General features: G+C 66.8%; 20 protein-coding genes and 1 pseudogene. 16 read left to right on the top strand and 5 right to left on the bottom strand.

Annotation, left to right across the window (positions count from 1 at the left end):
* Window positions 1-153: 153 nt before the first annotated feature.
* The 12 genes from pyrH (at window position 154) to ABIR17_RS07205 (ending at window position 8,322) form a co-directional block, all read left to right on the top strand.
* Window positions 154-891, top strand: a complete 738-nt coding sequence (gene pyrH, locus ABIR17_RS07260; RefSeq protein ID WP_348003714.1) for a UMP kinase — start codon at window positions 154-156, stop codon at window positions 889-891.
* Window positions 892-926: 35 nt separating this feature from the next.
* Window positions 927-1,190 carry a hypothetical protein gene (locus ABIR17_RS07255; protein WP_348003713.1) on the top strand — a complete coding sequence of 88 codons (264 nt, stop codon included), beginning with the start codon at window positions 927-929 and terminating at the stop codon, window positions 1,188-1,190.
* 79 nt (window positions 1,191-1,269) lie between these two features.
* Complete coding sequence (locus tag ABIR17_RS07250; RefSeq protein WP_348003712.1) at window positions 1,270-2,091, top strand: DUF3097 domain-containing protein; 822 nt, start codon at window positions 1,270-1,272, stop codon at window positions 2,089-2,091.
* A 24-nt stretch (window positions 2,092-2,115) separates the two neighbouring features.
* Window positions 2,116-2,469 (top strand): hypothetical protein, encoded by a 354-nt coding sequence (locus tag ABIR17_RS07245; RefSeq protein WP_348003711.1) that lies wholly within the window; start codon window positions 2,116-2,118, stop codon window positions 2,467-2,469.
* Window positions 2,470-2,533: 64 nt separating this feature from the next.
* Window positions 2,534-3,088, top strand: a complete 555-nt coding sequence (gene frr, locus ABIR17_RS07240) for a ribosome recycling factor (protein ID WP_348003710.1) — start codon at window positions 2,534-2,536, stop codon at window positions 3,086-3,088.
* On the top strand, window positions 3,088-4,074 hold the full coding sequence (locus ABIR17_RS07235; protein WP_348003709.1) for a phosphatidate cytidylyltransferase: 987 nt from the start codon (window positions 3,088-3,090) through the stop codon (window positions 4,072-4,074). Before frr ends, ABIR17_RS07235 begins: the two co-directional genes overlap by 1 nt.
* A 7-nt stretch (window positions 4,075-4,081) precedes the next feature.
* Window positions 4,082-5,509 (top strand): NAD-dependent succinate-semialdehyde dehydrogenase, encoded by a 1,428-nt coding sequence (locus ABIR17_RS07230; protein ID WP_348003708.1) that lies wholly within the window; start codon window positions 4,082-4,084, stop codon window positions 5,507-5,509.
* 9 nt (window positions 5,510-5,518) lie between these two features.
* Window positions 5,519-6,076 carry a DivIVA domain-containing protein gene (locus ABIR17_RS07225; RefSeq protein ID WP_348003707.1) on the top strand — a complete coding sequence of 186 codons (558 nt, stop codon included), beginning with the start codon at window positions 5,519-5,521 and terminating at the stop codon, window positions 6,074-6,076.
* Between the two features lie 64 nt (window positions 6,077-6,140).
* A complete protein-coding gene (locus tag ABIR17_RS07220; RefSeq protein WP_348003706.1) occupies window positions 6,141-6,761 on the top strand; it encodes a transglycosylase SLT domain-containing protein in 621 nt (206 codons plus the stop codon).
* Between the two features lie 39 nt (window positions 6,762-6,800).
* The gene (locus tag ABIR17_RS07215; RefSeq protein ID WP_348003705.1) at window positions 6,801-7,304 is read left to right on the top strand and encodes a GNAT family N-acetyltransferase; all 504 of its coding nucleotides are present in this window, start codon (window positions 6,801-6,803) and stop codon (window positions 7,302-7,304) included.
* Between the two features lie 9 nt (window positions 7,305-7,313).
* The gene (locus ABIR17_RS07210) at window positions 7,314-7,598 is read left to right on the top strand and encodes a hypothetical protein (RefSeq protein WP_348003704.1); all 285 of its coding nucleotides are present in this window, start codon (window positions 7,314-7,316) and stop codon (window positions 7,596-7,598) included.
* Between the two features lie 10 nt (window positions 7,599-7,608).
* Complete coding sequence (locus ABIR17_RS07205) at window positions 7,609-8,322, top strand: alpha/beta hydrolase (protein ID WP_348003703.1); 714 nt, start codon at window positions 7,609-7,611, stop codon at window positions 8,320-8,322.
* A gap of 23 nt (window positions 8,323-8,345) precedes the next feature.
* Here the strand turns inward: ABIR17_RS07205 and ABIR17_RS07200 are convergent, their stop codons facing one another.
* Complete coding sequence (locus ABIR17_RS07200) at window positions 8,346-9,404, bottom strand: AI-2E family transporter (protein ID WP_348003702.1); 1,059 nt, start codon at window positions 9,402-9,404, stop codon at window positions 8,346-8,348.
* 35 nt (window positions 9,405-9,439) lie between these two features.
* Window positions 9,440-11,269 (bottom strand): hypothetical protein, encoded by a 1,830-nt coding sequence (locus tag ABIR17_RS07195; RefSeq protein ID WP_348003701.1) that lies wholly within the window; start codon window positions 11,267-11,269, stop codon window positions 9,440-9,442.
* 221 nt (window positions 11,270-11,490) lie between these two features.
* Here ABIR17_RS07195 and ABIR17_RS07190 point away from each other — a divergent pair, with 221 nt between their 5' ends.
* The 3 genes from ABIR17_RS07190 to ABIR17_RS07180 all read left to right on the top strand — a co-directional run bounded on the left by ABIR17_RS07190 (window position 11,491) and on the right by ABIR17_RS07180 (window position 14,635).
* Entirely contained in the window at window positions 11,491-13,233 is a 1,743-nt protein-coding gene (locus ABIR17_RS07190; protein WP_348003700.1) for a hypothetical protein, read from the top strand.
* 62 nt (window positions 13,234-13,295) lie between these two features.
* Complete coding sequence (locus ABIR17_RS07185; protein WP_348003699.1) at window positions 13,296-14,216, top strand: tetratricopeptide repeat protein; 921 nt, start codon at window positions 13,296-13,298, stop codon at window positions 14,214-14,216.
* Window positions 14,216-14,635, top strand: a complete 420-nt coding sequence (locus ABIR17_RS07180; RefSeq protein WP_348003698.1) for a hypothetical protein — start codon at window positions 14,216-14,218, stop codon at window positions 14,633-14,635. The genes ABIR17_RS07185 and ABIR17_RS07180 overlap by 1 nt, the downstream gene beginning before the upstream one ends.
* Here the strand turns inward: ABIR17_RS07180 and glgB are convergent.
* Window positions 14,619-16,829, bottom strand: a complete 2,211-nt coding sequence (glgB, locus tag ABIR17_RS07175; RefSeq protein ID WP_348003697.1) for a 1,4-alpha-glucan branching protein GlgB — start codon at window positions 16,827-16,829, stop codon at window positions 14,619-14,621. The genes ABIR17_RS07180 and glgB overlap by 17 nt on opposite strands.
* On the bottom strand, window positions 16,829-18,874 hold the full coding sequence (locus tag ABIR17_RS07170; RefSeq protein ID WP_348003696.1) for a maltotransferase domain-containing protein: 2,046 nt from the start codon (window positions 18,872-18,874) through the stop codon (window positions 16,829-16,831). Before ABIR17_RS07170 ends, glgB begins: the two co-directional genes overlap by 1 nt.
* An 82-nt stretch (window positions 18,875-18,956) precedes the next feature.
* On the opposite strand from ABIR17_RS07170, the pseudogene glgP reads away from it, so the two are divergent.
* Window positions 18,957-21,520: pseudogene (glgP, locus tag ABIR17_RS07165) on the top strand (alpha-glucan family phosphorylase).
* 81 nt (window positions 21,521-21,601) lie between these two features.
* Here glgP and ybaK read toward each other — a convergent pair.
* On the bottom strand, window positions 21,602-22,069 hold the full coding sequence (ybaK, locus tag ABIR17_RS07160; RefSeq protein ID WP_348003695.1) for a Cys-tRNA(Pro) deacylase: 468 nt from the start codon (window positions 22,067-22,069) through the stop codon (window positions 21,602-21,604).
* Between the last annotated feature and the right edge of the window lie 9 nt (window positions 22,070-22,078).

Here is a 22,078-nt window from a genome sequence, read left to right as displayed (position 1 = left end):
TCGCTCGGTTCAAGGTCGGCGCGTAAGTCTTTCCTGACGGGAGGCATGCGCCTCTCTTGTCTGTTGTTGGCCGACCTTGTCCCGGCTCACGCTCGGGATCGGCGATGGGTAGGTGCACGAACGCTCTCGGTGCGTGACCGATACTCTGAAGTCATGCCTCAGAAGAAGCGCCGGCGTCGGGTCCTTCTCAAGCTGTCCGGTGAGGCCTTCGGGGGCGGGTCGCTCGGCGTCAACCCTGACGTCGTCAGCGCGATTGCTCGGGAGATCGCCGAAGCGGCTCCGAAGAATCAGAACGACCCGGGCGGGGTCGAGATCGCGGTGGTCGTCGGCGGCGGCAACTTCTTCCGCGGGGCCGAACTGAGCCAGCGTGGCATGGATCGCGGCCGCGCCGACTACATGGGCATGCTCGGCACCATGATGAACGCTCTGGCCCTTCAAGACTTTCTGGAGCAGGCGGGTGCTCCGGTGCGGGTTCAGTCGGCGATCTCGATGACGCAGGTTGCGGAGCCCTACATCCCGTTGCGCGCGGAGCGGCACCTCGAGAAGGGTCGCATCGTCATCTTCGGTGCGGGCGCCGGGCTGCCCTACTTTTCTACCGACACCGTGAGTGCGCAGCGCGCCCTAGAGATCGGCGCAGATGCTGTGCTGGTCGCGAAGAACGGAGTCGACGGCGTCTACGACGACGACCCCCGCAAGAACCCGAAGGCGAAGAAGCTGGAAGAGATCTCGTATCAGGAGGCTCTCGTGCAGGGTCTCAAGGTGGTCGACTCGACAGCGTTCAGCCTGTGCATGGACAACGGGATGCCGATGGTGGTTTTCGGAATGGAACCGGCCGGCAACATTACCCGTGCACTCGAGGGCGAGAAGATCGGAACGTTGGTGCGGGCCTGAATCCGGCGCGCGTTGCCTGGGTTGTCGTCGGTGCCGTGCTGCTGACGTTGGGGATCGCTTTCCTCGGATTTCCGGTGTTCGCGGGGGTGTTCGGTGCCCGGATCGACCTCGGTAAGGCCTTCCTCCTGGCGCTCGTGGTCGACACCGCGCTGGCCGCCGTCTACGTCGGTGGCATCCGGATCGCCCGTCGCAGTCCCGACGGGAGCCTGCGCGCCATCCCGCCCGCGATTGCGTGCGCCGTACTCGCGCCGCTCGCGATCATCGGAGGCAACCTCGTGTTCGCCGTCGCCGCGCGATGACCGGCACTCGCGCGATGACCGGCACTCGCACAATGACCGGCACTCGCACCTTGACCGGCACGGTGGACTGCGGCAGCGCGTGAGCGATCGATATGGCGAGGATGTTCTCGCCGCCGGGTGGCGCGACCGGGGCAAGAAGGTCGTTCCGGAAGTGGCGGCCGAGCCGGGGCTGGTCGTCGAACGGGCTGACGGTTTCGGCGGCGCCATCGTCGGTCTCAGCAAGGGGTTGCTCGAACTCGAGGACCGGCACGGCAAGGTTCGAGTTTTCCCGGTGACGGACGGCTACCTCATCGACGGCGCACCAGTGACTCTCGTCCCGCCGAAGGCGCCGCCGACGATCGCGGGGCGCACAGCATCCGGAAGCACCGCGCCGCCGCTGGCCCGAGCCCGCGTCGCACGGGGGAGTCGCCTCTACGTCGAGGGCAGGCACGACGCCGAACTGATCGAGAAGGTGTGGGGTGCCGACCTGCGCGTCGAGGGTGTCGTCGTCGAACTCCTCGACGGCGTCGACAACCTCTCGGCAGCGCTCGCCGAGTTCGAACCGGGTCCAGGTCGACGGGCCGGCGTGCTCGTCGACCATCTCGTCGCCGGCTCTAAGGAGAGTCGCATTGCCGCCGCGGTGGCGAACGCCCACGTGCTCGTGCTCGGGCATCCCTATATCGACGTCTGGCAGGGAGTTCGTCCGCAGCGACTCGGACTCGAGAACTGGCCCGACATTCCGCGCGGCGTGGAGTGGAAGCACGGCATCTGCGACGCGCTCGGCTGGCCGCACGACGACGCGGCGGATGTCGCAGCCGCGTGGCAGCGCATCCTCGGCACCGTGCGCGGCTACGGCGACCTTGAGCCGTCGCTGCTCGGGCGAGTCGAGGAACTCATCGACTTCGTCACCGGCGCGGGCTGAAACCGCCTCGATAAGGTGGAGCGTATGAGCATCGTGACGCCCCCGCAGCTGCGTCCGCGCAAAGTGTGGGACATCGCGCTCTCGGTCATCCTGCTCGTTCTCACCTACGCCGCGTTCCTGATCGGCGCGACGTTCATGCTTCTCGCGCTCGCGTTCACCGACAAGTGCACGCCCGAAACCTGCAACACCGCGCTCGCCAGTCACTCGGCGATCATTGCCGGCGCGTTGATCGCGCTGGTCGGACTGGTGGCGACCGCCGTGGTCGTTGTGCTGTTGGTGCGCCGGTTCCGCGCGTGGTGGGTGGCCGCAGCAGCGTTGGCGCTCACAATCCTTGGGTGGATCATTTCGTTCGCGATCTACGGCGCGGCCGTCAGCTAGCCGCACCCCGGCTGGCTGGCCGCACTCTAAGCTTGGCGTCGGTACGGATGCGAAGGAGTGTGCCGTGATCATCGATGTCCTCACCGAAGCACGGGAGAAGATGGACCGCGCGGTCGAGGTCGCGAAAGAAGACTTCTCGACCGTCCGAACCGGTCGCATCAACCCCGCCCTGTTCCAGAAGATCCTGGTCGACTACTACGGCACTCCGACGCCGCTGGCTCAGTTGGCGGGACTGCAGAACCCTGAGGCGCGAACCCTCATCGTGACCCCGTACGACAAAGCCGCGCTCAAAGAGATCGAGCGCGCGATCGTGAACTTCCCGAACCTCGGTGCAACGCCGACCAACGACGGCACGATCATCAGAGTCACGATCCCCGAACTCACTGAGGACCGCCGCAAGGAGTACGTCAAGATCGCGCGCGCCAAGGGCGAGGATGCCAAGGTCGCCTTGCGCAACGTGCGCCGTAAGGCGAAGGACGACCTGGATGCCCTGGTCAAAGAGGTCGGCGAAGACGATCTCGCCCGCGCCGAGAAGGAACTCGACGCCGTGACGAAGGTGCACGTCGACGCGATCGACGAAGCGCTGAAGAAGAAGGAAGCTGAGCTCCTCGAGGTCTGATGCCCGACCACGACGACGAGGCGCCGACCGGCACCCAGAAAGCACCCGCAAAGAGGCACGGTGCCCTTGACGACTTTGAACATCGTGTCGAAGAGGCCCGAGCGCAGTTCGACGCGACGAACGAAAAGATCCGCGCCCGAACGGGCCGCAACCTGTTTGCCGCGATTGGCATCGGCCTGATCCTGGCCGGCCTGTTCCTGACGAGCATCGTCATCCCCGGGCTCGACTGGATGTTCATGATCATCGCGGCGGCCCTCATCGGCACCGCGGTCTTCGAACTTTCTAGCGCTCTGCGGTTCGCCGGACGGGACGTGCCGCGAGCGGCGTCAACGGTTGTGGGCGTCGGGCTCGTGCCACTGGCGTTCTTCTTCGGGATCGACGGTCTTTGGGTCGGGTTGCTCGTCGGGGTCGCGATTGTCACCCTGTGGCGCTTCGCCGAACTGCTGCGTCCGGGGCATCGCACCGGAGCGCGCAGTCTGGTGGCCGACATCGGTGCCGGAGCTTTCGTTCAGGTCTACGTGGGATTCCTGGCGAGCCTGTACGTCGTGCTGGTCGGCCTCGACGGCGGGGAGTGGTGGACTCTCGCCTCGATCACCATCGTCGTGATGACCGACATCGGTGCGTATGCGGCCGGGCTCACGCTCGGCCGCCACAAGCTGGCACCGACGATCAGCCCCGGCAAAACCTGGGAGGGTTTCGCGGGCTCGATCGTGGTCGCCGTGATCTGCGGCATCCTGGTCACCTGGATCATCCCCGCGCTCGGGGTGCCGTGGTGGGTCGGCGCGATCATGGGCGTGCTGCTCGCCCTGGTCGGCACGATGGGCGACCTCACCGAGTCGCTGATCAAGCGCGACCTCGGCGTGAAAGACATCTCCACCTGGCTGCCCGGCCATGGCGGATTCCTCGACCGCCTCGATTCGATGTTGCCCGCCGCTGCGGTCGCGTACGGCATCTACGTGGTCGTCACGAGTGCCGGGATTGCGTAGGAGTGCCATGGACTACATCACAGACCTCTTCATCGACGGTGAGTGGCGTGCCGGCGGCGAGGGCACGACTTTCGGAGTGACCGACCCTTCCGACGGGTCGACGATCGCGCAATTCGCGATCGCCACGGAGGCCGACTGTACGGCTGCGGTGGACGCGGCAGAGCGAGCATTCCCGTCCTGGGCGGCGACGGCGCCGCGGGTCCGTAGTGAGATTCTGCGCGGGACGTTCGAGATTCTGACCGCTGAGAAAGAGTATTTCGCGGAGATCATGGTGCGCGAGAACGGCAAGTCGTTCCCCGACGCCCTGGCGGAAGCGACCTATGCGACCGAATTCTTCCGCTGGTTCGCCGAAGAGGCGGTGCGGATCCCGGGGGAGTTTCGGCTCTCGCCGTCGGGCGACAAACGCATCGTCGTGACCCGACAGCCGGTGGGCGTCTCCCTGCTCATCACGCCGTGGAATTTCCCCGCTGCGATGGCGACGCGCAAACTCGCTCCCGCTCTCGCCGCGGGTTGCACGACAGTGCTCAAGCCCGCTCGCGAGACGCCACTGACAGCGGCCTACGTCGTCGAGGCACTGCGCCGCGCGGGTCTGCCCCAGGGGGTTGTGAACCTCGTCACCCCGGTGCCGACAGGTCCCGCCGTCGCGAAGATGATGCAGCATCCTGCGGTGCGCAAGATGTCGTTCACGGGATCGACCGAGGTCGGTCGAACGCTTCTCAAGCAGGCGGCCGACACCGTGATCTCGACGTCGATGGAACTGGGCGGCAACGCGCCATTCCTGGTGCTTCCCGGCGCTGACCTCGACCTCGCGGTGCAGGGCGCGATGGTCGCCAAAATGCGCAACGGCGGCTCGGCCTGCACCTCGGCCAACCGCTTTTACGTGCACTCTTCGGTGCACGAAGAATTTGTCGCCAAGTTCACCGCCGAGCTGGCGAAGGTCAAGAGCGGTCCGGGGCTTGATCGCGAGAACACCCTCGGGGCTCTCGTCTCAATCGAGGAGCGCGACAAGGTGGCAGGACTTGTCGAGACAGCCGTCGCGGAGGGCGCGACAGTGACACTTGGTGGGACCCCGTCGAAGGTCGGCGCGTTCTACCCCGCCACCATGCTCACCGGCGTCACGCACGGCGACACCATCAACTCGACCGAGATTTTCGGACCGGTCACCGCGATCGTGCAAGTCGGAGACGTCGACGAAATGATCAGGATGGCGAACGACTCGATCTACGGTCTGATTGCCTACGTGTTCGGCGAAGAGTCGCTCGCGCTGCGCGCAGCACTCAAGATTGACGCCGGCATGGTGGGAGTCAACCGGGGGGTAGTCAGCGACCCCGCGGCCCCGTTCGGCGGCACGAAGCAATCGGGACTCGGCCGCGAAGGATCCAGCGACGGCATTTTGGAGTACCTCGAGGAGAAGTACATCGGGATGGCACCTTAAGGTGGGTACGTGAGTACGACTTTTCCGCGGGTGCGTCGCGCCCAGGGCTACGACATCGACGAGGTCGAGGACTTCCTCGAAGACGCCCGCCGTGCCTACACGGGTGACCGCGGATCGGCCCAGGTGGTGACCGCGACCTCGATCCGCCAGATCGCGTTCACGATGCGCAAGAACGGCTACTCGCCGTCGCACGTCGATTCCGCTCTCGAACGTCTTGAGGAGGCGTTCGCCGCACGCGAGCGCGACCGTGCCCTCACGGCATCCGGTGATCAGGCGTGGTACCAGAAGGCCCGCACCGACGCCCAGGTCGTGCTCGACCGCGCAACGCGGCCCCGCGGCCAGCGTTTCAAACGGGTCGGGATGCTGACCGGCGGCTACTCGGTACGCGACGTGGATGCTTTCGCCGACCGGGTCAGCCGATACCTCCAGCAGGGCACGCCCCTGTCGGTCACTGAGGTACGCGAGGTTGCCTTTGGCACCCAGAAGGGCGGCTACCAGGAGACCCAGGTAGATCTCGTGCTCGACGCGATTGTTGACCTCCTCCTCGCGGTCAAGGCGCCTGCCTAACCCGTTCGGTACCCCGTACGGGTTCTTGTTGCCTGTCAGGCCCGCCACGTAAGCTCTCCACACTGTGAGCGGCTATCGCCGCACGGGGGCGCAGTTTCGACCCGCCGTGCTTGAGGGACATCTGGAGCGCCACGTGCGCTCCCGCTGGTCGTTGCCCTCATTCGCGACCGCGGTGACCTTCGCATTCCTGATCGTGTCGTCCCTCTCGCCGCTCGAGAGCGCCGAAGCTCGCGCGCTCGCACCCGCTCCGGGCGCTCCTGTCGCCGTCGGCGAGATCAGCGGGCAAGGGTATGTCTTCACGGATGCGGTGAACACGCCCGTCGAGCGTGACGGGTTCTCGGTGACGCATTTCTCGACGGCGCCTGCGGTCGCCCGGCCCGATCCCGGCACAGCAAAGGCCATTGCCTACGATCAGGTCACCGCCCGCGGCTGGGGCCAGAGCGAATACCAATGCCTCGTGGCGCTGTGGGAGCGTGAGTCGAATTGGAACGTGTCCGCCGCCAACCCGACGAGTGGCGCGTACGGCATCCCGCAGTCCCTTCCCGGCGACAGGATGGCGTCGGCCGGCGCCGACTGGCGCACCAACCCCGCGACTCAGATCACCTGGGGCTTGGAGTACATCGCCGGCCGATACGGCACGCCGTGCGGCGCCTGGCAGCACAGTGAGGCCAAGGGTTGGTACTAGTCGGTTCTGATCCCCACTCGGCCTTGGCAGAATTGACGCGTGACCCTGCGACTCGAACGACGTCGCGACCCGGCCGGCGTCGATGCGATCCTGACCTCGTTGCCGGAGTGGTTCGGCGATCCCGACGCGATCGCGAACTACGTGGCAGACGCCGCCGACCCCGGCTTCGACAGCCTTCTGGTTCGGGAGGGTGACCGTACCGTCGGAGTCGCGCTCATCCGCAGACACTTCTCGGAGTCCGCAGAACTGCATCTCATCGCCGTGGCACCCCACCTTCGACGCACCGGCGCTGGCCGTGCCCTGGTCGCCGAGGCCGCGCGGAATCTTCGCGCCGACGGCTGCATCCTGCTCTCGGTCCACACGGTCGGGCCCTCGTACGAGAATGCGGCCTACTTCGGAACGCGCGCGTTTTACGCCGCGATCGGCTTCCTCCCTCTCGAGGAGCACGAGGGGCTGGACTGGGCCGGTCCGACGCTCATCCTCGTGATGCCCCTCGCGACCCCCCGTTGGCCAGCCCCGGACTCACAGCCTTCGGCCCGGTAGCGTAGGGGAATGCCTCGTTCGAACCGGCGCCGCGACGAGGATGCGCCGCTCGATCTCGAACGGGCACTTGCGGGCAAGTTGCGCACCGAGTCGAAGCGCGACGGGATCTGGAACGTTCAACCCCAGTCGGCGGTATCCGCCGTCAAGAGTTACCTCTGTCCGGGGTGCGGGCTCGACATCGAGCCGGGAACAGCACATCTGGTCGCGTGGCGCGCCGATGGACTGATGGGCGAGGCCGACGACCTGGCCGCACGCAGGCACTGGCACCTGCACTGCTGGAAGATCCGGTCATGAGGGTGACGTCGTGAGCGTCGAGATCCGCGCCGGCGTCGAGCTGCCAGCCCGCCGCGAGGATGTCGAGCTGCACACCGAGGACGGCCTCACCCTGGTCGGTGAACTGTCTCTACCGCTCGAGAAGGATCCGGTCGCGACCCTCGTGTGCCTTCACCCGCTGCCGACCGCCGGTGGGTTCATGGACTCCCATGTCATCCGCAAAGCTGCGGCGCGATTGCCCGCGCTGGCCGACCTGGCGGTGCTGCGCTTCAACTTTCGCGGGGTCACATCGCCGCGTGGCACGAGTCAGGGTTCGTTCGGTGACGGCATCGACGAGCGACTCGACCTCGTCGCTGCGATGGACTTCGTGGCCCAACGCTCCCTTCCGAACCCGTGGCTGCTCGGCTGGTCGTTTGGAACCGAGGTTGCGCTCAAGTACGGTCGCGCGTTCCCGATCGCGGGCGTATTCCTGCTGTCTCCACCGCTGCGGCGCACCACCCCGGAGGAGCTGGCGGCGTGGGCCGACCGGGGAGTCCCGGTCGTGGCACTCATCCCGGAGCTGGACGACTATCTGCGCCCAGCGGAGGCCGTGCAGCGGTTCGCGGTGCTGCCGGAGGCGCAGATCATCCCGGTCGACGGTGCGAAGCACCTCTGGGTAGGTGAAGTGTCGACCAGCCGAGTGATGTCGGAGATCGTCGCGCAGCTGAACCCGTCGGCGTTGCCCCTTCCGACTACCTGGGGCTAGAGCCGGAGATCTAAAACCCGGCGCTACAGCTCGTTCTGCCTCGGGATGACGACCTGCTTGATGATCAGCAGGATCGCCGCGGCGACCGGGATCGCGATAAGCGCACCCAGGATGCCGAGCAGAGTTCCGCCGGCGAGGGCGGCAACGACGACCACGACACCCGGCACCTTGACCGCACGGTTCATGACGTTGGGGCTGATCACGTACGCCTCAACCTGCATGTAGATGAGGTAGTAGATCGCGACGACGAGAACGGCGGGCCATCCGTCGAACGCCCAGACGGCGAGCGTGATGATCGTTGAACCGGTGATCGTTCCGACCAGCGGGATGAGCGAGAACAGGCCGGCGATGAAGGCGAGCAGGGCGGCGTACTCGAGCGGCTTTCCGAGGACCAGCCCCAGGATGAAGAAGAAGATCGCGCTCAGGACGCCGTTGGTGAGTCCCATCACCACCTGGCCGACAACGAAGCGGCCGACCGAGCTCATGATCTGTTCGGCGATCCCGACGAACGACTCACGCCGCGTTGCGGGAACTAGCTGGTAGAGGCCGCGCTTGATGCTGCCGAGTGAGGTGACGAAGTAGAGCATCAGAATCAACACAATGACGACTCCAAAGCCGCCACTGACCACCCCGAGCACGGTTCCGACCACGCCGCCCGTGATGCCCTGCAGGTTCTCCTGCACGAATTTCGTGATGTTGGCGACCGCTTCGTCGTAGGTGAACCACGGGATGTTGGCATCCCACCAGGTCTGGACCTGATGGGAGCCGATCGCGTCGATGACCGCTGGCGCCTGTTCGATGAGGTTGCTGACCTGCTCCACGATGACCGGGATGATCGCCAGCACGAAGGCGACGACGACCAGGAGGATCGCGAGCAGTACCACGAGGGTCGCGAGCCCGCGCTTCCAGCCGTGCTTCTCAAGCCACGACACGAGTGGATCAATGCCGAGCGCGAGGAAGAGCGCCGCACCGATGTAGGTGATGATCGTCGCGAGCGAGCCGATCGCCCCGCCAATCACGACGGCGACGAGCACCCCGAGGCCGCCGAGCAGTCCGAGTCGGAACGCGTTCTGGATCTTCACGTTCGACAGATTAGCGGCTCAGCCGTCCGCGGCCCTCAGCCCGCGTGCTCACGCTGACGCGTGTCTTCATCGACCCCGTTGTCGCCGCTCGCGTCGGGTCCATCATCGCCCGTGGTGTCGTCGGTCGGGGCTGCCTCGAGTTCGGCTGGCTCGTCGTCTTCGCGCGCGGTCGGAAAGCCGTGATCGGTGGCTGCCTTCTCCGCCGACGCGAGCACGCCGCGCAAGCTCTGGAGGTATCCGGCGACCGATTCGCGCTCCTGACGAATCTGCACGAGACGCTGTTCGGCGTCGCCGAGAGTTTTCGTCGCGCGCTCTTCGGCGTCGGCGACGAGTGCCTTCGCGTGCTGCTCGGCCTCTTCCGTCAGGTTCTTGATCGCGGCTCGGGCATCGTCGAGAGTGGCCTTGGCCTCGGCCTTGCTCGAGGTCACGAGACGCTGCGCTTCGGCCCGGTGCTCAGCGGCCGACGACGCGGCGGCCGCGAGCTGAGCCTGAGCCTCGTCGAGGAACTTCTGAGTGGATGCCGATGCCTCGCGCTGTTGTGCGACGTAGTCCTTTTCGGCCGCGTCGCGGCGGGCGGTGAGTTCGACATCGAGGTCGCCCCGTGCCTGCTCGGCCATTGCCGTCAGCCGTGACTGGAGACCGTCGGTGTCGTGCCGAACGCGGGCGCGAGAGGTCTCGCTTTCGGCCGCCACTTCCGCGAGCTGTCGGGCGATCTCGCGCTCGGCGTCGGTGGTCTGCTTTTCGAGGTCCGACGCGAGTTTGGCGCGGGCCTGAGCGATCTCGTGTTCGGCCTCCGACTTGAGGCGTGCGAGTTCTGCGGTCAGGCTTTCGCGCGCACCCGTCGATTCGGCTGCCCAGGCATCCCGTGCGCCGGTGATTTCGGCGTCGAGGGTCGCCCGAGCGCTGGTCTGTTCAGCCTCAAGTGCCGCGCGAGCGCTGGTCAGCTCAGCCTCGAGTTCGGCACGCGTGCGAGCGGCCTCCGCGGCGATCTCGGCCCGCGACTTCTTCGCTTGAGCGCTAAGTTCGGCACGGGATTTCTGGGTGTCGGCGTCGAGTGCCTCGTTAGCGGCTTTGGTGTCGATGTCGAGCGCGGCGCGGGCATCCGCGGTGTCGCGCTCGAGGTTGGTGCGCGCCTCCTCGAGTTCACGCTCAAGATCCGACCGTCGCTGCGTCGCTTCAGCCTCGAACTCGGCGCGAGTGCGCTCAGTCTCACGGGCCAGGGCAGCGGCACCCTCGCGGGCTTCGGTCACCTCGCGCTGGGAGGCGGTGCGGAGTTCGGCGAGCGCGTGCTCGACTTCGGCGCGCTGCGAGGCGATCTCGCGCTTGGCGTCGGCGCGAGCCTCGGCGACCTCGGTTGCGGCGGCCCCGCGGATGGCGCCGGCCTCACGGAGGGCATCCTGGCGGGCGGTCTCTGCTTCAGCCGCGGCCGCCGTGGTGATGGCGGAGGCTTCGTCATGAGCATCGCGAACGGTGCGTTCGGCCTGCGCGCGGGCTTCTGAGTTCGTGCGCTCGACCTGGTCGACGGCCTCGGCGCGAAGCTGCTGCACCTCCTGCTGCACGGCCTGACGCATCTTCTCGGCGTCGATGTCGGCTTGGCTGATGAGGCGGGTCGACTGCTCTTCTGCGACGCGGAGAGTGTTTTCGAGTTTGGTACCGAGGCCCGCATAGGTGGGGTTACCCACCTCGTCGAGTTCGGCTTGCAGGTCTTCGGCGACGGCCTGAAGACGCTTGATCTCCTTGGTCTGGTCGGTCTTGACAGTGTTCGCCTTGACCAACTCTCGGCGCAGCTCGCTGACGGCCGAGTCGACCTCTTCCTTTCGGTAGCCCCGCAGTTCGGTGCTGAAACCGGTATCTTCGGACGCCACGATCTGCTCTCCGTTCGGAAGGTCATCAGGCCACCCGCAGGACTCGCAGGCAGCCGACTGAACCCTCCGAGTGTAACGGGCCCGCATGGCGAGCGAACCGTTCGGTTCGGCGCGGGCCAGGGTTCAACCCAGCCGACTCCCAGGGCTCACCCAGATGCTCCGGTATTCTGGAATGTCCTTGTCTGACCCACCGTTCCTCATCCGCCGGGAGGCATCCACCCGTGCGATTCGTCATCGCGATCGTCGCGTTTGTCATCGCCGCCGCGAGCATTGGCCTCGGCGTCGCACAGCGCACCGTCCTCGTCGGACCCGACTCGATCTCGTCCCAGATCACGACGGGCACCGCTTCCCTGACCATCATTGATGGGGCGACGCTCAACGCCAACGCCGGCACGCAGGCGATTGAGATCGCGGGCAAAGGCGACATCATGCTCGCCTACGGCCGCACCGCGGACGTCATGGCGTGGGTCGGTGACGCCTCGTTCAACCAGGTCAGTTGGGATGCCGACACCGACAAGCTGATCTCCACGGTCGTTCAAGGCACCGACCAGGAGGTGCCGTCGCCGGTTGGGTCGGACCTCTGGGTTCGGGAATTCACCGGCACCGATATCCTCACCCGCAAGCTGAAAGTGCCCGAAGGGGTCTCGGTGATCATCGCCGCTGACGGCACGTTGCCCGCGCCATCTCGGCTCTCGATCACCTGGCCGCTCGACAACTCGGCGCCCCTCTCGGTACCGCTCGTCGTGGCGGGAATCATCGCGTTGCTCGTTGGTCTGATCACTTTTCTCTGGGCGCTGGTTCATGCGCGTCGACGTCACGGTCCGCGCCGCGCGAGCCGGAAGCTGCCGAAACGTCCGCGACCACCCCAGCTCAAGCCCGGTAAGAGGCGAGACGCCGGTGCGCCTGATCCCGATCCCGAACGCGAACTCGAGCCGGCGCGGCCAGCCGGGCGTCGTCGCGCTTTCGTCGCGACGGGAACACTGCTGGTCGGCATGCTTGCCCTATCCGGATGCGGTCCCGCCACGCCCGATCCGGCGGCTAGCTCCACGGCAGCCGCAGCTCTGGACACCACGCCGGTCGCGGTGACCGAAGGGCAGTTCGCGAAGATCTTTACGGATGTCGTGAGCGCCGTCGCCGCCGCAGATACCGCGCGCGACCCCGATCTTGCGGCCACGCGCCTCGCGGGCCCCGCTCTCGCGCTCCGCGTCGCGAACTATGCGATCCGGGGAGTCGACAGCGCCGTCGCACCACTCTCCCCGATTCCTGCCGACAAGATCAAAATTGTGCTGCCTCAGCAGACTCAGAACTGGCCGCGCAGCGTCTTCGCGGTGGTCATATCGACCGACGGCTCGATCGCGCCGGTCGGTCTGATGCTGACCCAAGATTCGCCGCGCGAGAACTACAAGGTGCACTACCTCGTGGCCCTGATCGCGACCGTTCCCAACGTGGCGCCCGTCGAACTGGGTGCCGGGGCCCAGGCAGCGTCGAATGTCCTCGGCGTGATGGCCCCCGAGGACGTCGCCGCGGCGTACGGCGGCATCCTCATCAACGGGGACGCGGCTCCTTCGTTCTCGCAGTTCCAGGCGGATGGCGACGTGCTCCGCACCGCGATCGGACCCGACTACAAAGCCCAACGCAAGAAGCAACTTCCGACCAGCGCGGCGATCGAGTTCACGAACGGCCCGGGACCCGATCCGGTGATCTCGTTTGTCACAAATGACTCCGGCCAGCTCGTCGCCGCGGTCCTTGACGACGTCGAGACCGTCACGCCGCTCGAATCCGGCTCGGCGGTCAACCCGTCGGGACAGGTGAAGGCGCTGCTCAACAAAACCGCAAGCACGAGCGGGATCACGGCGACCTACGGCGTGCAGCTCTTGTTCTACATCCCCCCGGCGGGGTCGGGCCAGCAGATCATTCTGCTCGGCTTTGCTTCCGGCCTGGTCAGCGTGACCGAGGTCGGGTAGCCCGTGGCGCTCGGCCAGCGCTGCCGACACGACAACCGCACGGGATGCCAAGCTAGGACACGATGAGCACTCCTGGACCGAGCCTGCGCGGCGCCGTCGACCTTTCTGGACTTGTGCGGCGCGCCAATACCCCGCCGCCCGTTCCGGGGTCGGTGCCCCCGCCATCCACAAGTGGTTTCGTTGTCGAGGTGAACGACGCGTCGTTTCAGCAGGTTGTCGACCTGTCGGCACGGGTTCCGGTGGTCGTGGAGTTCTACGCGGCTGGCCTGACGCCAGCGCTCGGGGCGTTGATCGAGTCATACGGCGGGCGCCTCGTGCTTGCCACCGTCGACGCGCAGGCGAACCCCGGCATCGCGGAAGCCTTCCAGGTGCGCGAAGTCCCCGCAGCCGCGGCGATCGTGGCAGGCCGTCCCGTACCGCTGTTCGTCGGCATCCCGGCCGAAGACCAGGTGCGTCAAGTGCTCGACCAGCTGCTTGACGTCGCCAAGCAGAACGGGGTCACCGGTTCGCTGACCCCGCCCGCCGAAGGCGACGAGGGCGAGGTTCCGGCTGAACCCGTCGAAGAGCCACTGCCGCCCCTGCATCAGGAGGCGTTCGACGCGATCTCGTCCGGCGACTACGCGGCTGCCGTCGCGGCGTACCAGAAGGCGATCGTGCAGAATCCTCGCGACACCCTCGCGGTCGCCGGACTCGCCCAGGCGTCCCTCTTGCTGCGGCTCGACGGCGCGGTAGCGGATGACGTGCGCAAGGCCGCGGCGGATGCTCCGGCTTCGGTCGCAGCTCAGCTCGCGGTCGCCGACCTCGATGTCAGCGGCGGCCACCTCGACGACGCGTTCGACAGGTTGCTCGAACTTTTCCCGTCGCTCGACGCTGCGGCGAAAGACATTGTGCGCGCCCGCATCCTGGAGTATTTCGAGATCGCCGGTGCCGACGACCCGCGCGTCTCGGTGGCCCGTCGCCGCCTGACCCTGCTGCTGTACTGATGCTCGAGCATCCGACACCAACGTCGAAGCCGACGATCGGCCCGGTGCGGGCTGTTGTCGCCGTACTTTTTACGATCGGGCTGCTGGCGCTCCTGGTCGAGGTGATCGCGGGTCGCGTTCTCAGGTTCGATGCGATGTGGGCGCTCATCTGGACGGGTGCCGGATGCCTCGCTCTCGCCGTGATCTGGTCTCTCGGCGGCGACTTCAGATCGTGGTTCACCGCCTCGAAGCCGTTGCGGAAGTCGATCGGACTGGTTCGCTCGGAGCCTCTCGCCGGGATCGACATCTCGGCGGCGCCCGCCGATCCAGGCGTCGTGCACGAGGTCGCCGAAGACGAGAGCCGCCTCGACCGTCGCCGCATCACCCGCCTGGTCGCCGAAGCGCAGGCCAAGGACCGCAAACTCAAGAAGCGCGACTGACCTGCGCCGGGCGCAACCACAACCCGGCAAGCGGCGGAAGGGTCAACTCGACGGACGCGGGGTGCCCGTTCCAGGCTTCCTCCGAGGCGACGACCGAGCCGTAGTTACCCACTCCCGAGCCGCCGAACTCGACCGCGTCGGTGTTGATGACTTCGTCCCACCGGCCGGCGAACGGCAGTCCGATGCGGTACGGGCCGACCGGGTTACCGCCGAAGTTCACTATGGCCGCGAGCGCTTCACCCGACGCCGACCACCGCAGGAATGCGACCACGTTGTTCTCGGGATCATTCGCGAGCCACTCGAATCCGGCTTCAACGTTGTCTTGCTCCCAGAGGGCGGGGTTCTCGCGGTAGACCCGGTTGAGCTGCGCAACCTGTCGCGACAGACCCTGGTGCGCGGGCTGGTCGAGAATCCACCAGTCGAGCCCGCGCTGCTCGCTCCACTCGGACGGCTGCCCGAACTCGGATCCCATGAAGAGCAGTTGCTTTCCGGGATGCGCCCACATGAACGACAGGAAAGCGCGCACGTTCGCGAGTTTCTGCCACTGGTCGCCGGGCATTTTGTTGAGCAGCGACCCTTTGCCGTGAACCACTTCGTCGTGCGAGATCGGCAGCAAAAAGTTCTCGCTGAACGCGTAGAGGAACGAGAAGGTGATGTCGTTGTGGTGGGATGCGCGCCACATCGGGTTCTCGTGCATGTACTGCAGCGAGTCGTGCATCCAGCCCATGTTCCACTTGAGGCCGAAGCCGAGGCCGTTGCCGCCCGTCGCGCCCGTGACTCCCGGCCACGAGGTCGACTCCTCGGCGATCATCACGATGCCGGGGTTGCGCTTGTAGGCGGTCGCGGTGACTTCCTGAAGGAACGAGATCGCGCGGAGGTTCTCGCGCCCGCCGAACTCGTTCGGCACCCATTCGCCGTCTTTTCGGGAGTAATCCAGGTACAGCATCGAGGCCACCGCGTCGACTCGGAGGCCGTCGACGTGAAACTCTTCGAGCCAGTAGAGCGCGTTCGCGACCAGAAAGTTGCGCACCTGAGACTGTCCGAAGTCGAAGACCAGCGTTCCCCAGTCGGGGTGCTCGCCCATCCTCGGGTCGGCGTGCTCGTACAGCGCCTGCCCGTCGAACTTCGCCAGCGCCCACTCGTCTTTCGGAAAGTGCGCGGGCACCCAGTCAACGAGAACGCCGATGGATGCCTGGTGCAGCCGATCGACCAGGTACTTGAAGTCATCCGGATGCCCGAATCGCGACGTCGGGGCGTAGTAGCCCGTCACCTGGTAGCCCCACGAGGGTCCGTAGGGATGCTCGGCGACCGGCAGAAACTCGACGTGCGTGAAGCCCAACTCGTGAACGTACTCGATCAACTGGTCGGCGAGTTCGCGGTAGCCGAGGCCCGGCCGCCACGATCCAATGTGCAGCTCGTAGACACTCATCGCCGAGTTGTGCGGGTCGTGGGTGGCGCGCTGGGCGAGCCAGGTCGAGTCGTGCCATTCGTAGAGCGTCTGCCCGACGACGGAGGCTGTTTTCGGCGGCACCTCGGTGTAGCGCGCCATCGGATCGGCGCGTTTCGCCCACTCGCCCGACGCGGTCAGGATTTCAAACTTGTACGCCGACCCCGGCGTGAGGCCGGGGACGAACAGTTCCCACACCCCGTTGTCGTCGAGGCGGCGCATCGCGTGCCCGAGCCCTGACCAGGAGTTGAGGTCGCCAATCAGTCGCACCGCGCGTGCGTGCGGCGCCCAGACCGAGAAGCTGGTTCCCGCGACGCCTTCGTGCGGTCGGTAGTGCGCGCCGAGCACCTTCCAGATTTGCTCGTGGCGACCCTCGGCCCAGAGGTACAGGTCGACCTCGCCGACGCTCGGCACGAACCGGTAGGGGTCATCCGCCGTCCAGGACGGGCCGTTGTCGTAGGTCGCCGTCAGTTGGTAGGCCTCGCCCTCGCCCGCCGCGTAGCCCTGCCACAGCCCGTCGGTGACGTGCTCGAGGGTGACGCTCGTGCCATCCGCCCGCATCGCGGTGACCGCCTTCGCGAGCGGTCGCACGGCGCGAATCACGAACCCTGCCGTCGTTCCCGATCCGACCGGATGCTGGCCAAGCCAGTCGTGCGGGCGGGGATGCGTGGCCGCGACCAGGGAGGCGATCAGCTCCGCATCGAGGGCCGGGAGTTCGGGGGACGCGGGTGTGGTTGGGCCCGCCATCAGTGTGACTTTCCGTACTGAACCGACAGGATGTGCACGGGTTCGGTGAACGCGTCGAGCCGCACGAAATCCGATTCCTTCCAGGTCCACTTCTGGTCGGTGATCAGCTCGTGCACGTCGAACGGCGCACCGGGTTCGAGCCCGAGTTCGCGCACGTCGAGGTGCACGATCGTTTCGCGCACCGCGTGCGGGTCGAGGTTGGCGACGACGATGATGCCGTCCGGCCCGCCGGCGCCGGTGAACTCCGCCGCCAGGAACTTCGAGTAGACCAGCACCGAGTCGTCGTCGCTCCAGTGAACCCGAAGGTTGCGCAACTGCAGCAGGGCCGGATGTTCGCGGCGGATCGCATTGAGCCGCCTGAGGTAGGGCGCGAGCGTGCGACCCGTCGTATCGGCGCGCGCCCAATCCCGCTGCTTGAATTCGTACTTCTCGTTGTCGAGGTTCTCTTCGCTGCCGGGTCGAGCGACATCCTCGAAGAGTTCGTACCCGGCGTACACGCCCCACGACGGCGACGCTGTGGCCGCGATCGCGGCGCGGATTTTGTAGGCCGGCGGTCCGCCGAATTGCAGGAACTCGGTGAGGATGTCCGGCGTGTTCACGAACAGATTCGGGTGCAGGTAGTCGGCTGATTCGGTCGCCAGGTCGTGGAGAAACTCTTCGAGCTCCGGCTTCGTGTTGCGCCAGGCGAAGTAGGTGTACGACTGCTGAAACCCCGCCTCGGCAAGAGCCGCGAGCATCGGGGGGCGGGTGAAGGCCTCGGCGAGGAACACGACCTCGGGGTGCGTCTCGGCCACCCGGGTGAGCAGCCACTCCCAGAACCACAGCGGTTTCGTGTGGGGGTTGTCGACCCGGAAGATCTCCACCCCCTGTGCGATCCAGTACTCCACGATGCGCAGCACCTCGGCGCTGAGCCCCTCGGGGTCGGTGTCGAAGTTCAGCGGGTAGATGTCTTGGTACCGCTTGGGGGGGTTCTCGGCGTAGGCGATCGAGCCGTCTGAGCGGTGCGTAAACCATTCGGGATGCTCGGTCACCCACGGGTGGTCAGGGGAGCACTGCAGTGCGAGGTCGAGGGCAACTTCGAGCGCATTCGCCTGTGCCTGCGCGAGAAAGAAGCGGAAGTCGGCGAGCGTGCCCAGGTCGGGGTGGATGCTGTCGTGCCCGCCGGCCGTGCCATCTGCGAGCGCACCGCCGATGGCCCACGGGCTGCCCGGGTCGTTCGGCCCGGCCTCGGCGGCGTTGTTCGGCCCCTTGCGAAAGGCGGTGCCGATCGGATGGATCGGCGGGAGATACACGACGTCGAATCCCATCGCGGCGACGGCCGGCAGCCGTTTGGCCGCGGTGCGGAACGTGCCCGACGTCCAGCTGCCGTCCTTCGCCTTCTGGGCGCCCTCTGATCGGGGGAAAAACTCGTACCAAGATCCGACGGCGGCGCGAGCGCGTTCCACTCGCAGAATCTGCTCGTCAGAAGTGGTGGTCAGCGACACCAGAGGGTGCGCGGAAATGGCCTTCGCGAGTCGCGCGTCGTGGGCAACCTTGAGCCGAGCGGCCGGGGTCAGGCCGGTGTCGCCGAGGGCGCGGGCGGCGTCGGCGAAGACCTTGCCCCACCCGAGCTCGAGCAGAGCGACCCCGTCAGCGAAGATGACGTCGGCATCCTGACCGGTCAGGATCTGTTGTGGGTGCAGCTTCAGGTCGGCAGCGTGCAGCCAGGTCGCCCAGTCATCGCTACTTGCACTCACCCGCCAGCGCCACAGCCCGGGGGTGTCGATCAGGACGTCGGCCCGCATCCGGTCGGTGCCCTTGGCGGTTTCGGTCATCGGGTGGCGGGTCTCGGTGCCGGACGGGTCGAACAGCTCGAGTTCGACACGCAGCAGGTCGTGACCTTCGCGGAAGACCGTCGCCTCGAACGGCACGACCTCGCCGACGAAGGAGTTTGCAGCCCACAGGTTCTCGTGCTGACGCGGTCGAAGATCGCGGATCGGGATGCGACCGAGCCGTCCCGGACCTGTGACCGCGAGACCGGGGGGGACGACGGAATCGGCGACCATGACTCGACCGTACCGCGCGCGGGCCGGTGTAACGAGTCGCGCGAAACCTCGCGTTAACGCGCCGCCTCTAGGCTCGATCCTCGTGAAAGCCATTCGTCGGTTCACGTCCGGCCCGTGCTTCCCGAGAGCCTGGCGGCCCTTGACGAACTCGCGGCGAACCTGCGCTGGTCGTGGCATCAGCCGACGATCGAGCTGTTCCGCGAGATCGCCCCCGAGGCGTGGGATGAGGATGCCGACCCGGTCGGCCTGCTCGGCGCTGTTGCGCCCGAGCGGCTCGCCGACCTCGCGGCAGACGGTGGCTTCGTCGCCCGTGCGAACGCGCTTGTCGACGACCTGCGCAGCTATCTGCGCGAACCCCGGTGGTACCAGACGCTCGGCGCCGACGCTCCGACGACGATCGCCTACTTCTCGCCCGAGTTCGGGATCGCCGCCGCGCTGCCCCAGTATTCAGGGGGCCTCGGCATCCTGGCCGGCGATCACCTCAAAGCCGCATCAGACCTCGGGGTGCCGATCATCGGGGTCGGGCTGTTCTATCGGGCGGGGTATTTTCGCCAAGCGATCTCGCGCGAAGGGTGGCAAGAGGAGAGCTACCCGGTCGTCGATCCTGACGGGCTGCCGATGAGCGTGCTGCGCAATCCCGACGGGTCGGCCGCCCAGGTGGTGCTCGCTCTGCCCGAAGGTCGCGGCCTGACCGCTCGCATCTGGCGTCTCGACGTCGGTCGGGTTCCGCTGCTGCTGCTCGACACCGACGTTCCCGAGAACGACGAAGAACTCCGCGGCGTCACCGATCGCCTGTACGGCGGGGGCGGCGAGCACCGGCTGCTGCAAGAACTGCTGCTGGGCATCGGCGGCATCCGCGCTGTCGGGCTGTACACGTCGCTGGTCGGGCGACCTGCGCCCGAGGTCTTCCACAGCAACGAGGGGCACGCGGGATTCCAGGGGCTGGAGCGCGCAGCCGACCTGATCGGCCAGGGTCTGACCTTCGCCGAGGCGCTGCGTGCTGTGCGCGCGGGAACCGTTTTCACGACGCACACCCCGGTCCCTGCCGGGATCGACCGGTACGACGCATCCCTCATTCAGCGCTACTTCTCGGGCGACCTGCTGCCCGGAGTCGATGTCGCTGACGTGCTCGCGCTCGGCGCCGAACCGGATGCCCCGACCGGACCCGACGCCCCGCCGCCGAGCTTCAACATGGCCGTGATGGGACTGCGGCTCGCGCAGCGCGCGAACGGCGTCTCGAAGTTGCACGGGCAGGTGAGCCGCGGGATGTTCCAGGCGCTCTGGCCAGGCTTCGACGTCGACGACATCCCGATCGGATCGATCACGAACGGCGTCCACGCGCCGACCTGGACCGACCCCGAGGTGAAGGCGCTCGCCGCCGACAAACTGAGAACCGCAGACACCACGGCCGCCGATTGGGCCTCGGAGGGCGTCAGCGATGGCGACCTGTGGGCGCTGAAAGGCAGGATGCGCGCGAACCTCGTCGAGGATGCACGCCGCCGGATGTCTGCCGCCTGGGCCGAAGAGAACCCCGGAATCGCCGACCCCGCCTGGTTCGGCGGGCTGCTCGACCCGAACGTTCTGACCATCGGTTTCGCGCGCCGGGTGCCGACCTACAAGCGCCTCACCCTGATGCTGCACGACCCCGAGCGGCTGCGTGCGCTGTTGACCAACCCGGAGCGGCCGATTCAGCTCGTCATCGCCGGCAAGTCGCACCCGGCCGACGACGAGGGCAAGCGGCTCATCCAGAAGTTGGTCGAGTTCTCGCAGGCTCCCGACGTGCGTCAGCGCATCGTGTTCTTGCCGAACTACGACATCGGGATGGCGCGGCGGCTGTATCCGGGCTGCGACATCTGGCTGAACAACCCGCTACGACCGCTCGAAGCGTGCGGAACGTCGGGCATGAAAGCCGCGATGGGCGCAGCGCTCAACCTGTCGATTCTCGACGGCTGGTGGAACGAGTACTACGACGACCACAACGGCTGGGCCATTCCGACGGCTGACAGTGCGGGTGACGGGGCCGAACGCGACGCACTCGAGGCGTCGTCGCTCTACGACCTGCTCGAGCACCAGATCACGGCGCGTTTCTACGAACGGGATGCTGACGGCATCCCGACCAAATGGGTCGCCGACATGCGCCACACGCTCGCCACCCTGTCGCCCGCGCTCTCGGCGGATCGGATGGTCACCGAGTACGTGCAGCAGATGTACACCCCCGCTGCGCTCGCCGAACGCACGATCTCGGCGTCGTCATTCCAGCCGGCCCGGGATCTCGCGGCCTGGGTCTCGCGCGTCACTGCGGCCTGGCCCGCGGTGCATGTCACCCACGTGGAATCCGGGGGAGTGGATGCTTCCGCCCAGCTCGGCGAGCAGTTGCACGTGCGCGCCTACGTCGAGTTGGGCGACCTGCAACCCGACGACGTCAAGGTGGAGCTGGTCTACGGTCGGGCTCGCGACGGCGACCTGCTGAGCGACATTGCGCGGCTGCGGCTCGACCTCGAAGGGCACGAACCGGGATCGCCCGCGACCTTCCAGGGCAACGTCACGCTGTCGCGATCCGGCCCGTTCGGCTACACCGTGCGCGTGGTACCCAACCACCCGCTGCTCGCCACACCCGCCGAGTTGGGGTTGCTCGCCGTCGCGTGAGCGGCTATTTGCCCAACTTTGGGGTCATTTCGAGGTGTGAGACCCCGTTCTTGGGCAAATAGGGCGTTCTTGGGCCGGTGGCTAGCGCGCGATGTCGGCGATGGTGGCGTTGGTCGCGCGGATCAGGTCGACGGGCGCGAGTTCCAGGTCGAACCCGCGTCGACCGCCGCTGACGAATACCGTGTCCCACAGTTCAGCGGTCTCGTCGAGCACTGTCGGATGGGCGGACTTCTGCCCGATCGGAGAGATGCCGCCGACGAGGTAGCCGGTCTTGCGTTCGGCGACCGCCGCATCCGCCATCGTTGCGCGTTTTCCCCCGAGGGTCGTCGCGAGAGCCTTGAGGTCGAGTTTGCCCGTGACGGGCACGATGCCGACAACGAGGGTGCCGTCGACATCCACAAGCAGAGTTTTGAACACCCGATCAGGCTCGACGCCCAGCTCCGACGCGGCCTCGGCGCCGAAATCGGTCACCGCGGGGTCGTGCTGATACGCGTGCTCGGTGAACGAGACTCCGGCCGCCCGCAACGCGACGGTTGCCGGAGTGCTCACGTCGAAATC

Source organism: Pseudolysinimonas sp., from assembly GCF_039912695.1.
GTDB lineage: Bacteria > Actinomycetota > Actinomycetes > Actinomycetales > Microbacteriaceae > Pseudolysinimonas_A.
Note: the sequence above shows the minus strand (reverse complement) of the source record. Positions and strands in the feature narration are given on the sequence as shown.

What these genes read in the sequence shown, in the direction of transcription:
- glgB (WP_348003697.1), bottom strand. Translation starts at nt 16,829, where the DNA reads ATGGCGGGCCCAACCACACCCGCGTCCCCCGAACTCCCGGCCCTCGAT.
- ABIR17_RS07245 (WP_348003711.1), top strand. Translation starts at nt 2,116, where the DNA reads ATGAGCATCGTGACGCCCCCGCAGCTGCGTCCGCGCAAAGTGTGGGAC.
- ABIR17_RS07210 (WP_348003704.1), top strand. Translation starts at nt 7,314, where the DNA reads ATGCCTCGTTCGAACCGGCGCCGCGACGAGGATGCGCCGCTCGATCTC.
- ABIR17_RS07180 (WP_348003698.1), top strand. Translation starts at nt 14,216, where the DNA reads ATGCTCGAGCATCCGACACCAACGTCGAAGCCGACGATCGGCCCGGTG.
- ABIR17_RS07230 (WP_348003708.1), top strand. Translation starts at nt 4,082, where the DNA reads ATGGACTACATCACAGACCTCTTCATCGACGGTGAGTGGCGTGCCGGC.
- pyrH (WP_348003714.1), top strand. Translation starts at nt 154, where the DNA reads ATGCCTCAGAAGAAGCGCCGGCGTCGGGTCCTTCTCAAGCTGTCCGGT.
- ABIR17_RS07185 (WP_348003699.1), top strand. Translation starts at nt 13,296, where the DNA reads ATGAGCACTCCTGGACCGAGCCTGCGCGGCGCCGTCGACCTTTCTGGA.
- ABIR17_RS07235 (WP_348003709.1), top strand. Translation starts at nt 3,088, where the DNA reads ATGCCCGACCACGACGACGAGGCGCCGACCGGCACCCAGAAAGCACCC.
- ABIR17_RS07170 (WP_348003696.1), bottom strand. Translation starts at nt 18,874, where the DNA reads ATGGTCGCCGATTCCGTCGTCCCCCCCGGTCTCGCGGTCACAGGTCCG.